The sequence below is a fragment of the Bifidobacterium saimiriisciurei genome (assembly GCF_010667655.1).
In the GTDB taxonomy this organism is placed as follows: Bacteria; Actinomycetota; Actinomycetes; order Actinomycetales; family Bifidobacteriaceae; genus Galliscardovia; species Galliscardovia saimiriisciurei.
In genome coordinates, this window is record NZ_WHZU01000003.1 from 95,542 (window position 1) to 108,632 (window position 13,091).

A 13,091-nucleotide genomic window follows, 5' to 3' on the forward strand; every position below is an offset into this window, starting at 1 on the left:
CCCCCCCCCCCCCCCCCCCCCCCCCCCCCCCCACGACCCTCCCCTGCTCTTCCCTGATTCCGCACCACACACCACACCCACACACCAAAGAAACCAAGGAAATCCATCATGACCGCTCTCGGCATCAACACGCTCGTATACCTCTCCGACCTCGCGAACGGCGTCCCGCAGTCGACGCTGCTCCCCCGCATCGCCGATCTCGGCGCCGGCCTCGCCGAAGTCCGCCGCGAATACATCGTCGGCGCGGACGGCATCGACGCCGACGTCGAATTCGACCGCATCGCGGCGGCACGCAGGGCCGGCGGCCTCGGCCTGTTCTATTCCGTGCCCGAAGTCATCACCGCGGAGGGCGCCGCCAACCCCGAGTTGGCCACCTATTTCGCCGAGGCCAGGCGCATGGGCGCGAAGAACGTCAAGCTCAACCAGGGCGACGTGAAGGACGTCAGCGCCGACGTGCTGCACGGCATCGACGCGCTCGCCGCCGAATACGGCGTGAGCGTGACCATCGAGAACGACCAGACTCCGGAGAACGGCACGTTCGTCTGCACCGCCTCCTCGCTGGAAAACATCAAGGACGCCGGCAGCGCCATCGGCTACACCTTCGACCTGGGCAACTGGCTGTGGAGGGACGAGGACCCGGACGCCGCGTTCGCCGCCCTGCACGGGTTCATCACCGTGTTCCATCTGAAGAACGCCAACGGCGCCGAGAAGCGCGAGGACCTCGTCACGACGATGCTCGACGACGGCGTCATCGACTGGCGCGAGCTCGTCGCGCAGCTGGGCGACGACGTTCCCGTGTTCCTCGAGTTCCCCATCCCCGCCGACCGCGTCGCCGAACAGTTCGACATCGTCCGCGCCGCCCTCGCCTGACCGGCGGCCATACAAGCCGACATCGCACGACATCGCATATAACGAACGAAGAAACGTAAGGAAACCACAATGGCAGAAGTCATGACCATCGGCGAACCCATGGTGAACCTCATCGCCGATTCCGACCAGACCTACATGGAGGCCCGTAACCTGCCGACGCAGATGGCGGGATGCGAGTTCAACGTGGCCATCGGCGCGAACCGCCAGGGCCACTCGGTCAGCTACGTCACCACGCTGGGCGAGGACTGGCAGGGCGACATGATCGTCGACTACATGAACACCATCGACATCGACACCGGCAACATCCGACGCACGACGAAGGCCTCCACCGGCTCGCAGCTCAAGGTGGTGCTGCCCGACGGCGACCCGAAGGTCATCTACTTCCGTGCCGGAAGCGCCGCCAGCAGGACCACGCCCGACATCGTGGACGACGTGGACTTCGACGGCGTGAAGGTGCTGCACGTCACCGGCGTGTTCGCCGCGCTCGCCCCGAACACCTACGAGACCGAATCTCGCCTCATCGACGAGGCCCGCGCGCACGGAGCGCTCGTGACCTTCGACCCGAACCCCCGTCCGACGCTGTGGCACAGCGAGGAGGAGATGATCTACGCCACGAACAAGCTCGCCGCCAAGTCCGACGTGTTCATGCCCGGCCTTTCCGAGGGCCAGCTGTTCTCCGGCCGACAGGACCCGCGCGACATCGCCGACTTCTATCTCGACATGGGTGTGAAGAAGGTCATCATCAAGCTGGGCGACGCCGGCTCCGCGCTGTTCGAGCGCAACGAGGACGGCGAGCGCGTGGAGACGGTGGTGCCGAGCTTCGTGGTCGACGTGGTCGATACGGTCGGCGCCGGCGACGGCTTCGCCTCCGGTGCGATCACGGCCCTGCTCGAAGGCCTTGACGCCGAGCATCTGCTGGAGCGAGCGAACGCCGTCGGCGCGATCCAGGTGACAAGCGTCTCCGATTCCGAGGGCCTGCCCACCCGCGCCGAGCTTGAACGGTTCATCGCCGAAACCCCGCGAAAGGAAGTATCGCTGTGAAACTGCAGGTAGCCATCGACCGCGTGGACATCCCTCGCGCAGAAGCCATCATCCGCCAGGTCGCCGCATCGGCCGACGTCATCGAGATCGGCACGTCGCTGACCAAGGAGTTCGGCGTCCGTGCTCTCGCCCCGCTCATCGGGGCCGCGCACGAGGTCCGGCCCGAGACCGCCGTGCTCGGCGACATCAAGACCTGCGATGAGGGCAAATACGAGTTCGATCTTGGATTCGACTGCGGATTCAGGTACCTCACCGTCATGGGCTCGTCGTCGCTCGGCACGCTGAAGGTCTGCTACGAGTCGGCCGCCGCTCACGACGGCGTGATGATGATCGACCTGCTCGAATGCGACGACGACCGCATCGAGAGGATCTCGGTCTTCCCCGACGCCGTCTACTGCCTGCACACGTCGGTCGATTCGGGCGCGACCGCCGATCCGGTCGGCCAGGTGCGGGCGTTCAAGGCACGCTACCCTCAGATCGGACGCATCGCCATCGCCGGCGGCATCAGGAAGGACCAGCTTGCCGGCCTTGCCGCTGAGGGCGTGGAGATCGCCATCATGGGGTCGGCCATCACCAAGGCCGACGACATCGCCGCGGCGGCCGCCGAATGCAGGGCGCTGTGCGCGTAGTCGCTGCCGGCCAACGACATCGGCTCGCCGGCCAACGACCATAGGTCACGAATTCCTAACCATCCGAATAATCCAAGGCAGAACAAATCAGGAAAAGAGCAGATATCATGACCAACGACAACCGCATTCTCGACCAGATCGTCGATGAGATCTCCGGCGTCATCGCCAAGATGGACGAGGCCGACCTCGAGGCCGCGCGCGACCTTATCGGCCGCGACGACCGCGTGTACGCCACGGGCGAGGGCCGTTCCGGATTCCAGGCGCGCAGCTTCGCGATGCGCATGATGCACATCGGCTACACGAGCTACATGATGGGAGAGACCATCTGCCCGTCGATGCATGAGGGCGACGTGCTGCTGGCCATCTCCGGCTCGGGCAAGACGCGCAAGACCGTGGAGGACGCCGAGGCCGCGAAGAAGCTGGGCGTGAAGGTGATCGCCGTCACGTCGAAGCCGGAATCCCCCCTGGCCGACGCGGCCGACGCCGTGATTCTCGTGCCGGGCCGCGTGAAGGGCGAGGCCGGCGGCTCCATCCAGCTGCTCAGCTCGCTGTTCGACCAGAGCGTGCACATCGCGCTCGACGCCCTGTGCCTCATGCTCTCCCGCCGCGACAACGTCTCCGACGCCCAGGCCAACGCCAACCACGCCAACGTGGAGTGACCATCAACGTGAAGCAATAGAACGAAGCTCCGCCTTCCGGAATATCGGAAGGCGGAGCTTTTCGCATCCGGACGAATGACCGTCACAGCCTTGAGTAGGTGAAGTCGCGGATGAGGTCGAGGACGACGCCGCTTTCCTCAAGCCAGCTCATGCACACGGGGAACACGTGGCCGAGGGTTTCGGCGGGCGCGGTCTTCCAGTCGTGCAGTTCGAAGTCGGTGTCGCCCTCCGACAGCAGCGCGGCCAGATGCAGGGTCTCCGACTGGATGAAGTCGTCGCTGCTGGTGTTGAGGAACAGCGGCGGCAGGTCGACCGACCGCACGATTTCGGCGACGTCGACGGCCGAACGGTCGACGTCGGCCAGCGGCGCGAAGAACGTGGACGACATGGCGTCGAGGATGGTCTTGGGGTCGTCCTCCCCCGCGGCCGTGGCGGCGGCACCGCCGGCGGCCGGAACGTACGGCAGCAGGTTGTACAGGCCGGAGACGAGCGCCGCGCCGTTCACGCCGATGCCGCTGGCCTCGACGCCCAGAGCGGCGGCGACCGACGCCGAGCGTTCGACGGCGGCGGTGAAGAACGCGAGGCATCCGCCGGCGGAGTCGCCGGTGAGCCAGACGCCGTCCTGCGCGATCGGGTATTCGGCGCGATGGTCGCGAATCCAGGCGAGCGCCTGCGCGACGTCGCGCAGCTGGCCGAGAAAGTCGGTCTGCGGCGAGGGACGGTAGTTCACCGAGAACACGGCGAATCCGCGCGAGGCCAGGTGCGTGCAGAAGTTGCGGTTGAGCTCCTTGTGGCCGTAGACGAATCCGCCGCCGTGGATGTCGACGTATACGGGCATCGTCTGGCCGCCTCGCACGACGGCCTCGTGCGGCAGGTAGAGGTCGAGCCGGTGGCCGCGCACCTCGTCGGCGTCGTCGGCGTACGGCAGGTCGGCGATGACGTCCACGTCGTCGGGCGTGTGCCAGAACGGCACGCGGGAGGCGTCGCCGTCGGCGAAGTCCACGCGGGACTTGAGGATCGCCGAACGCAGCGGTTCGGGGCAGTCGCCGAGGTCGCCGTCGATCTCGGTCCAGTCGGTGTACGGCACTCCTTCGGCCGTGGCGTATCGGTTGCTCATCATGGTCTCCTTAATCTTCATGCATCGTTGTCATGCGTTACGCAATGCGCCGGCCTGCCGATGTCGGCGCGGCCGGCGCACAGGCGAATGGATTCGGTCACTCGGCCTTCATGTCCTCGAGGGCCACGCCGTTGGTCTCGGGCAGCACCTTCTTGACGAACAGGTAGCTCAGCAGCGCGAACACGGTGTAGGCGAGGTACACGTTGCCGACGCCGATGGTGTCGCGCAGCGGCGGGAACGTGGTGGAGACCACGAAGTTGCCGATCCAGTTGAACGCGGTGGCCACGGCCACGCCGATGGCGCGGATGTTGTTCGGGAAGATCTCGCCGATGACGACCCACATGCCGGCGCCCCAGCTGAAGTTGAACGACAGGAAGAACGCGTACATGCCGAAGATGGCGATCGGGGCCCAGATGCCGGGGAGCACGAAGTTGCCGTCCTGCATGGAGGCGTGGTAGAAGCCGACGGTGGCGATGAGCAGGAACACGGTCATGGCGATGGAACCGGCGGCGAGCAGCTTCTTGCGGCCGATGCGGTCGAGCAGGATCATGGACGCGATCATCGGGATCCATGCGGCGAGCGTGCGGTACAGCGAGATGTCAAGCGCGACCTGCTCGGAGAAGCCCATGGAACGCCAGATGCTCGAATCGTAGTAGAGGATGATGTTGATGCCGCAGAACTGCTGGAACAGGGCCACGAGGATGCCGATCCACACGACCTTCTTCAGGCCGAGGAATCCACCGCGCAGGTCGCGCAGCTTCGCACCGCTCTCGCTGCCGACGGTGGCGCGGATCTGGGCGATCTTGGCTTCGGGGTTCACCACGCCGTTGATGCGCTTGAGCGTGGCGGCGGCCTCCTCGTCGCGGCCCTTCATGACGAGGTAGCGCGGCGATTCGGGCAGCAGCAGCGACACGGCGAACATGACGACCGACGGCACGATCATGATGAGCAGCATCCAGCGCCAGGTGGCGAGACCGAACCAGAACGGCGAGTCGGCGCCGCCGGAGCCCTTGGCGAACATGCTGTTGGTGATGGTGGAGGCCAGCATGCCGATGCCGACGCCGAACTGCTGGAAGCTGGTGAGGAAGCCACGCATCTTGGTCGGCGAGACCTCGGCGATGTAGGCGGGGCCGAGCACAGAGGCCAGGCCGACGCCAAGGCCGCCGATGAAGCGGAACACGATGAACGACCAGATCTCGGGTGCGAGCGCGGAGCCCAGGGAGCTGGCGATGAACAGGATGGCGGCGAACAGCATGGAGTGGATGCGGCCGTACTTGTCGGCCAGCTTGCCGGCGAACCAGGCGCCGAGCACGCAGCCGAGCAGCGCGCACGAGACGGAGATGCCGCTCATGAAGCTGTTGAGGCCGAAGCCGGTCGCGGTGCCGGCAATCGAGTCCACGGCGCCGTTGATCACGGCGGTGTCGAAGCCGAACAGCACGCCGCCGATCGCGGCGGCCGCGCATACGATGATGATTCTGCGTTTGATGACCGGATCGACGATTTCCTCGAGATCGTCATGCCGGGAACTGGTCTGTGACGTCATTGCCCTCTCCTTCGTTGATGACCACCTTGTCATTTCCTCCATGGCCGCGACCCTTCGCAGCCATGTGATGTTCATCATCGTAGGGGCATGATTTCATCGCCGGTAATCATTATGTGATTCAGAAAATATGATTTTGTGATGTATTATTACGGAAATACGAAGATAACATCACATTATGCATTTTCCGCGTCACGAATCGTAGACATCATGCCGACGATGTCATGCCGAAGGCGGCATTCCGACAACGAAGGCCGACGACGGCACGGAAACGGTGAAGGCATACGAGACGACGGGAGCCCGACCATGACCGACGACCACGACTATCCGTACAACCGGGTGATCACCGACGATTATCTCGAGGAGAACATCTATCCGGAGGACTCCCCCGCCCTGATCCTGATGCACAACGTCAGAGGGGAATCGGTGCGCCCCCACTGGCATCGGGGATTGGAGCTCTCCCATTGCTTCGCCGGTACAGCCACATGGACCATCGACTCGTCGATCATCGAGACCGCCCCGGGGCATACCACGCTCATCAGCCCGTATGCGATCCACGAGGCCAAGCTCACCGACGTCGGCTATTACAGCGGAGTCTCCATCACGTTCAACAACGACATCGTCGAGAAATCGTATCCGTACGCCGACCGCAACCTCGTCGACTTCATGAGCCCCACCGCTACCGACGACGACCGGCAGCGCCTCACCGACCTCGTCATCAAGGCCGCGCAATGGCATGAGCGGCCGGGAACGCTGAAGACGCTGCAGCTGAACGCGATCCTCTACGAGATCCTGTACCTCGTGTATTCGAAATTCGTCGTCGGCGTGAGACGGCCGGAACTCGTACGCAACGGCCGCCATGTGTTCATACAGGTCGTCGGGTTCATCGAAAGCCATTATGCCGAGCCGCTGACGGCGCAGGACGTGGCTGCGCGGTTCGGTTACAGCCGCGAGCATTTCAGCCGTCTGTTCAAGGAGGCGACGGGCATGGGATTCAAACAGTTCGTCACCCGGCTGCGTCTGCAGGACGCCGAGCGGCGGATAGCGCGCTCGACCGTGCCGATCGCCGAGGTGGTGCGTTCGAGTGGATTCGCGGATTCGCGCAGCATGTGCGCGGCGTTCGAACGCGCCTACGGGATGACGCCCAGCGCCTACCGCCGTGCGCAGAGGGCGGAGCAACGGCAGGGGTAGCGCCGAACGCCCGGGAATGCGACGGGGCTGAGGCATTCGCGTTATGACCGACACCGGGAAATCACAGACGGAGGGTTCTGCGAGGATGAACCTGCACATATGAAAAAGGCCTGCGCGTCCGGTCGTTCGACCGATTCGCGCAGGCCTTCATCGATAGGAAGGTATCCCTCGTTCCGGCTGCCACCGAAGCGAGGAAGTCAGTGCGTTACTTGTTGTACTTGACGGTGTCCCACACGCCCAGCAGGTACTGGATGCCCAGGGCGCGGTCGTACAGGCCGTAGCCCGGACGCGGCTTGTGCTCCGGCGTGTTCTCGTTCCACAGGTGACGGCCGTGGTCCGGACGGATGTAGCCCTGGTAGTCGGCCTCGGCGTACGCCTTCATGATGCCGATGGTGTCCACGTCGCCCTCGGACGCGCGGTGGCCGACCTCGGAGAAGCTGCCCGCCTCGTCGAGGAACTTGATGTTGCGCACGTGCGAGAAGTGGATGCGGTCCATGAACGTCTTGACGGCGTCGACAGGGTCGTTGCCGCGGCGCGACGAGAAGGAGCCGAGGCACAGGCACAGGCCGTTGTACGGGCTCGGGTTGAGGTCGAGCACGCGCTGGATGCCCTCCTTGGAGGAGACCACGCGCGGCCAGCCGAACAGGTCGAAGGCCGGGTCGTCGGGGTGCACGGCCAGCTTGACGTCGTACTTCTCGCAGGTCGGGATGACGGCGTCGAGGAACACCTTGTAGTTCTCGTAGTACTTGTCGTGATCGATGCCCTTGTAGGCCTCGATGAACTCGGGCAGGTGGGCCAGACGCTCCGGCTCCCAGCCCGGCATGGTCAGGCCGTTGGCGCCCTCGAGCGTCTCGTCGATCAGCTTCTGCGGGTCGGTGAGCTCGGCGACCTTGTGGGCGTCGTAGTACAGGGCAGTGGAGCCGTCCGGGCACGGGTGGAACATGTCGGTGCGCAGCCAGTCGAACACGGGCATGAAGTTGTAGGTGACGACCTTCACGCCGGCCTTGCCGAGGTTCTCGATGGTCTTGATGTAGTTGTCGAGCGCCTCGTCGCGGCTCATGCCCAGCATGGTCTTGCCGGTCTTGATGGACTCGTGCACGTTCACGGACTCGACGACGTCGGCGTTGAACGTCTTGGTGATGCCGTGCTTGCGGTCGTAGTCGGAAAGGCCGGTGATCTTCTTCATCTCGGCCTCGATCTCCTCCGGCTCCCACAGCTCGCCGGCCTGCTTGTGGTGCAGCGACCAGACGATCGTCTCGACGCCCGGGATCTGGCGGATGTCGTCCAGCGAAATGGTGTCGTTACCCTCGCCGTACCAACGGAAACCCATCTTCATAGCGGTTGATCCTTTGCTTTCGGTGGTTATACAGTTTTCGGTTTACACCGCAACGGTGCTGTTACGGTGCGGATTGTCGTGAATTGTCACGGATTGCGGCGGGCGGCGCGACCATGCGCCGCTCGTGGGGCCGACGGCTCCCCTTCAATCATGCGGGGAGCCGTTGACCTTGGGAGGCCTGGCTCAGAGGCCGAGCTCCTTGTCGATGACGGGGTGCAGGGTGCCGGTGCCGGCCGCGAACTCCTTGAAGTAGCCCACGATCTTCTCGGCGAGCGGGGTCTGCGTGAGGTCCACGTTCCACAGGGTGGTGTCGGCGAGGATCGGCTTGAGCACCTCGTCGGCCTTGGACAGGTCGCCGCCCAGCGTGAGCGGGGCGAGGTCGGCCTGCAGCTCGGGGATGCGCGGATCGGGGCTCAGGGTGATCTCGTTGCCGTTGTCGTCGGTGGCCTTGCCGTCCTTGCCGAGCAGCAGGCGCAGCCATGCGGCGATGGCCAGCGGGATGGCGACCAGCTCGTTGACATCGTGGTCCGGGGACTCGACGTACTTCTTGATGGTCACGCCGAAGCGGATCGGCACCTTCTGGGAGGTGTCGGTGGAGATGCGGACCGGGGAGTCGGGCAGGCTCGGGTTCGGGACGCGAACGTCGATGACCTTCTCGGCGAACTCCTTCGGGGAGAAGATGCCCGGGTCGGTGACGACCGGCAGGCCCTCCTTGTAGGAGAGACGCTCGGCCAGGGCCTTGAGGGTCGGGTCGGCGATGGTCTCGCTCATGGAGTCGTAGCTCATGAGACGACCGGTGACGGCCAGGGCGGTGTGCACCGGGTTGAGGCAGGTGGTGACCTTCATCTCATCGGAGTCGTTGACGGTGTCGCGGTCGCCCAGGAAGACGCCGGCCTTCTCGAGGGCCGGACGGCCGTTCGGGAAGGAGTCCTCGATGACGAGGTACCAGGTCTCCTCGGAGTTGGCGAACGGGGCCACGTTGGTGCCCTTGGCGGTGTGGAAGATCTTGTTGTCGCCGAAGCCCTTCTCGGCGAGCAGCTTGGAGACGGACTCGGCCGGGTTCGGGGTGATGCGGTCGATCATGCTCAGCGGGAAGGAGACCTGCTCCGGATCGTCGACGTAGCGGACGAAGTCCTCGGAGACGAAGCCCTTCTTGGCCCACAGCTCGGCGAACTCGACGATGACGGAACGGAAGCGGTCGCCGTTCTGCGAGAAGTTGTCGGTGCTGACCATGGCGATCGGCTTGGCGCCGGCCTTGAAGCGCTCGAACAGCAGCGCGGTGATGGCGCCCATGGCGGAGACGGCGGTGTCGGGGCCGTTCTCGACCTCCGGCTTGATCCACGGGAGAAGCTCGCCGTCGTTGTTCTTGATGGCGTAGCCCTTCTCGGTGATGGTGACGGTGACGAACTGCAGCTCCGGGTTGGTGAAGACCTTGACCAGGCCGTCCCACACCTCGTCGTGCTTCTTGACGCCGTAGGAGGCGGCCACGGAGGCGACGAGCTCGGTGTCGATGGAGCCGTCGGACTTGAGGATGACGGACAGGCCGCGGTTGTCGTACGGCTTGAACGAATCCTCGATGATGTCGGCGTCGAACGTCTCGGCGACGATCACGCCGGACTTGACCAGACCCTGGTTGAGCAGGCTCTGGGCGATGAGCGCCTGGACCTCACGGAACAGGTTGCCGGCGCCGAAGTGCACCCAGTAGGGATGCTCGGCGGTGTAGGCGGCGACTTCGGCGGGATCGTACTGCGGCAGCTTGATGCCGGCGGCTTCCCAGTCTGCCGCATTCGCCTTGAAATCATCAGTCAGATGAAGAACCATGGATGTTCCTTCCATATCGATTTGGCACGCGCCTTCATTGGTGAGCGCCGTTATAATCAGTTTATAATATTGGTTGTTCACCGCGGTGTCCGTGCCAAAATTTGCCACGGACATCGCGGATTACATATTCATGGCCCCTATGACAGGGCCGTGGACTTCGGAGGCACCTGGCAGGGTTTCCTCCCCGTCCTCCTAGTCGAGCTTGAAGACGTGGCGCGGGCCGGACTGCACGGAATCGCGCATGACCTTCTTGCCGTCCTCGAGGCTCAGGCGGTGGTCGGCGACCAGGCCGGAGACGAAGCGGGCCGTGAGACGACGGTTGGTGTCGTGACGGGTCGGGATCGAGCACAGGGCGCGGGTGTCGTCGATGAAGCCGGAAAGCTTGGTGAAGCCGGCGGCGGTGGTGATGTAGTCGAAGTAGCGCAGGATCGGCTCCGGGGAGTCGAGGAACCACCACGGGGCGCCGACGTACAGGCTCGGGTAGAAGCCGGCCAGCGGGCCGAGCTCACGGGAGTAGACCGTCTCGTCCATGGTGAAGGCCACGAAGTGGAAGTCCGGGTTGTTGCCGTACTTGTTGAGCAGGCTCTTGAGGTCGACGGCGTACTCGGCCTTGGCCGGGATGTCGGCGCCGATGTTCACGCCGTACTGGGCGAGGTTCTGCGGGTCGTAGTCGCGGTGGACGTGCGGGTGCACGGTCATGACCAGACCGTCCTCCTGGGCCATCTCCACCTGGTCGGCGAAGAAGTGACGGCGCAGCTTGTCGCCCTCCTCCGGCGTGATGTTGCCGGCCATGGCCTGCTTGAACAGGCGGTTGACCTCGGTGTCGGAGAGGCGGTCGGTGCGCACGTCGGCGTGGGAGTGGTCGGAGAGGACCGCGCCATGCTCCTTGAAGTACACGCGACGGCGGCGCAGGGCCTCGGTGAAGCCCGCGTACGTGGTGGCGTCGATGCCGGCGACCTCGCCGAGCTTCTCGACCTCATGCGCCCAGTTGGCGGTCTTGTAGGGCTCGAGGTAGAGGTCCGGGCGGAAGGCCGGGGCCAGACGGGCCGGGAAGTCCGGGTCGGCGTTGGTCTCGTCGTGCAGGTGCAGGTCGTCGAGCGTGTCGTCGGTGGTGGAGATGAACTCGATGTTGAACTTCTTGACCAGGGCGCGGGTGGAGAACTCCGGCTGCTTCAGGTCGTCGTTGATCTCGTCGTAGATCTCGCCGGCGGTGTCGGGGCCGAACGGCTTGTCGATGCCGAACACGGTGGACAGCTCATCGTCGAACCAGTACTGCATCGGCGTGCCGACGTAGGCGTACCAGTACTTGCCCAGCAGCTCGAAGGCGTGCTTGGACTGCTCCTCGGTGAAGTTCTTCTGGCCGACGCCGAGGTCCTTGAGGTCGACGCCCTGCGAATGCATGATGCGGGTCACGTAGTGGTCGGGCGTGATGAACAGCTCGGTCGGGTTGGCGAAATGGTAGTCCTTGTCGTGGAACCATTCGACCGGGACGTGGCCGTGGGGGGAGATGATCGGAAGGTCCTTGACCTCCGCGTACAGTTCGCGAGCGATGTCGCGGGTGGCGGGATCAGCGGGGAACAGCCTGTCAGCGTTAACCATGCTGGAAACTCCTTTGTTTGTGTTGTCTTCCACTTCCGATTATGGGTTTCCCCGTGTCTCGCGGCTCACAGTTGCCAGCTTTTGCCTGATTCGCCGTCGTCGGGCGACGATGGCGTGTCCATATTCGCGATATCGATGACGAAAACGATGGAAAACGGTACAGTAGACCCTTAGGGTAACGAATCAGGAGCATATGCATGACTTCATCAGATGACGCCAACGACGAGGCTGGCACCATGGGGACGGCCGACGGCACACATCGTTCCGTGACCATACGCGACGTGGCGAAGGCCGTGGGGGTCTCCCCCTCCACCGTATCGCGGGCGTTCGCAAGGCCGGGCCGCGTAAGCGCGGAGACCTCGCAGCGCATCCGCGAGGCGGCCGACCGGCTGGGATACCGCGTCAAGACGGTGACGTCGCTGAACATGACCGACTCGCACCATCTCAGCGGTCTCATCGCCATCACGGTGGCCGACCTCGGCAACCCCATCTTCGCCGACTATGTGAAAAGCGCGCAGCACGAATGCCTGCGCAAGGGATTCGGCCTGCTGGTCATCGACTTCGAGGAGACGAACCTCATCGAACGCAAGGCGCTGAACCTGGCCATGAACCATGTGGACGGCCTGATCCTCTCCTCCTCGCGCTCATCCGACGCCACGATCCGCAAGATGGCGGAGATCAAGCCGCTGATCGCGCTGAACCGTCCGATCCGCGGCGTGCAGTCCATCATCCCCGACACGATGCAGGGACTCGAGGAGGCGCTCGACCATCTCATCCGTCTCGGCCACAGCGAGGTGACGTATCTTTCGGGCCCGGAGGCCTCATGGCAGGACGGCCGCCGCTGGCGCACGCTTTCGGAACTGTGCAAGAAGAAGCAGGTGAGGCTGCGGCGCATCGGCGCCGAATCGCCGTCGTACAGCGGCGGCTACCGCTACAGCGAGGAGTTCATGCGCAATCCGACCACGGCGGTGATCTGCTACAACGACATCGTCGCCATCGGGTTCATCAAGGCGCTGCAGGCCAAGGGCATCCGCATCCCCGAGGAGGTGTCGGTGGTGGGCATCGACGACACGCCCGTCAGCTCGCTGGTCACGCCGGCGCTTTCCACGATCCGCCTGCCGCGCAAGGAACCGGCCCAGCTGGCGGTCGACGAGATCGTCAATCAGCTGCGGCATGCGCGAAACGGCAACGGCACGCCGTCGACCACGTTCCTCAAGTCCACGTTCATTCCACGGTCGAGCACGGCGCCCGCCAGCAACGACGTGCATATGTTCAAGATGCGGTAGCG

The 13,091-nt window shown here is 64.5% G+C and carries 11 protein-coding genes; 6 read left to right on the forward strand and 5 right to left on the reverse strand.

Translation table 11 applies throughout. From position 1 onward, the window contains the following. Nucleotides 1–108 precede the first annotated feature (108 nt). From GFD18_RS02690 to hxlB, 4 genes are all read left to right on the forward strand, one after another. Nucleotides 109–870: a sugar phosphate isomerase/epimerase family protein gene (locus GFD18_RS02690; RefSeq protein ID WP_163199973.1), complete on the forward strand. Its 762-nt coding sequence runs from the start codon at nucleotides 109–111 to the stop codon at nucleotides 868–870. A gap of 69 nt (nucleotides 871–939) precedes the next feature. Beyond that, nucleotides 940–1,911: a sugar kinase gene (locus tag GFD18_RS02695; protein WP_163199972.1), complete on the forward strand. Its 972-nt coding sequence runs from the start codon at nucleotides 940–942 to the stop codon at nucleotides 1,909–1,911. Continuing rightward, complete coding sequence (locus GFD18_RS02700; protein WP_163199971.1) at nucleotides 1,908–2,540, forward strand: orotidine 5'-phosphate decarboxylase / HUMPS family protein; 633 nt, start codon at nucleotides 1,908–1,910, stop codon at nucleotides 2,538–2,540. Before GFD18_RS02695 ends, GFD18_RS02700 begins: the two co-directional genes overlap by 4 nt. A gap of 107 nt (nucleotides 2,541–2,647) precedes the next feature. Next, a complete protein-coding gene (gene hxlB / locus GFD18_RS02705) occupies nucleotides 2,648–3,199 on the forward strand; it encodes a 6-phospho-3-hexuloisomerase (protein ID WP_163199970.1) in 552 nt (183 codons plus the stop codon). An 82-nt stretch (nucleotides 3,200–3,281) separates the two neighbouring features. Here the strand turns inward: hxlB and GFD18_RS02710 are convergent, their stop codons facing one another. Continuing rightward, nucleotides 3,282–4,319, reverse strand: a complete 1,038-nt coding sequence (locus GFD18_RS02710) for an alpha/beta hydrolase (protein ID WP_163199969.1) — start codon at nucleotides 4,317–4,319, stop codon at nucleotides 3,282–3,284. Nucleotides 4,320–4,413: 94 nt separating this feature from the next. Beyond that, nucleotides 4,414–5,859 (reverse strand): sugar porter family MFS transporter, encoded by a 1,446-nt coding sequence (locus GFD18_RS02715; RefSeq protein ID WP_163199968.1) that lies wholly within the window; start codon nucleotides 5,857–5,859, stop codon nucleotides 4,414–4,416. A 303-nt stretch (nucleotides 5,860–6,162) separates the two neighbouring features. Here GFD18_RS02715 and GFD18_RS02720 point away from each other — a divergent pair, with 303 nt between their 5' ends. Then, nucleotides 6,163–7,047, forward strand: a complete 885-nt coding sequence (locus GFD18_RS02720) for an AraC family transcriptional regulator (protein WP_163199967.1) — start codon at nucleotides 6,163–6,165, stop codon at nucleotides 7,045–7,047. Between the two features lie 205 nt (nucleotides 7,048–7,252). Here GFD18_RS02720 and uxuA read toward each other — a convergent pair whose 3' ends face one another. The 3 genes from uxuA to uxaC all read right to left on the reverse strand — a co-directional run bounded on the left by uxuA (nucleotide 7,253) and on the right by uxaC (nucleotide 11,803). Continuing rightward, a complete protein-coding gene (uxuA, locus tag GFD18_RS02725) occupies nucleotides 7,253–8,383 on the reverse strand; it encodes a mannonate dehydratase (protein WP_100510648.1) in 1,131 nt (376 codons plus the stop codon). 183 nt (nucleotides 8,384–8,566) lie between these two features. Continuing rightward, the gene (locus tag GFD18_RS02730; RefSeq protein ID WP_163199966.1) at nucleotides 8,567–10,204 is read right to left on the reverse strand and encodes a mannitol dehydrogenase family protein; all 1,638 of its coding nucleotides are present in this window, start codon (nucleotides 10,202–10,204) and stop codon (nucleotides 8,567–8,569) included. A 192-nt stretch (nucleotides 10,205–10,396) separates the two neighbouring features. After that, the gene (gene uxaC, locus GFD18_RS02735) at nucleotides 10,397–11,803 is read right to left on the reverse strand and encodes a glucuronate isomerase (RefSeq protein ID WP_163199965.1); all 1,407 of its coding nucleotides are present in this window, start codon (nucleotides 11,801–11,803) and stop codon (nucleotides 10,397–10,399) included. Nucleotides 11,804–12,000: 197 nt separating this feature from the next. On the opposite strand from uxaC, the gene GFD18_RS02740 reads away from it, so the two are divergent. Then, entirely contained in the window at nucleotides 12,001–13,089 is a 1,089-nt protein-coding gene (locus GFD18_RS02740) for a LacI family DNA-binding transcriptional regulator (RefSeq protein ID WP_163199964.1), read from the forward strand. The last annotated feature ends 2 nt before the right edge of the window (nucleotides 13,090–13,091 follow it).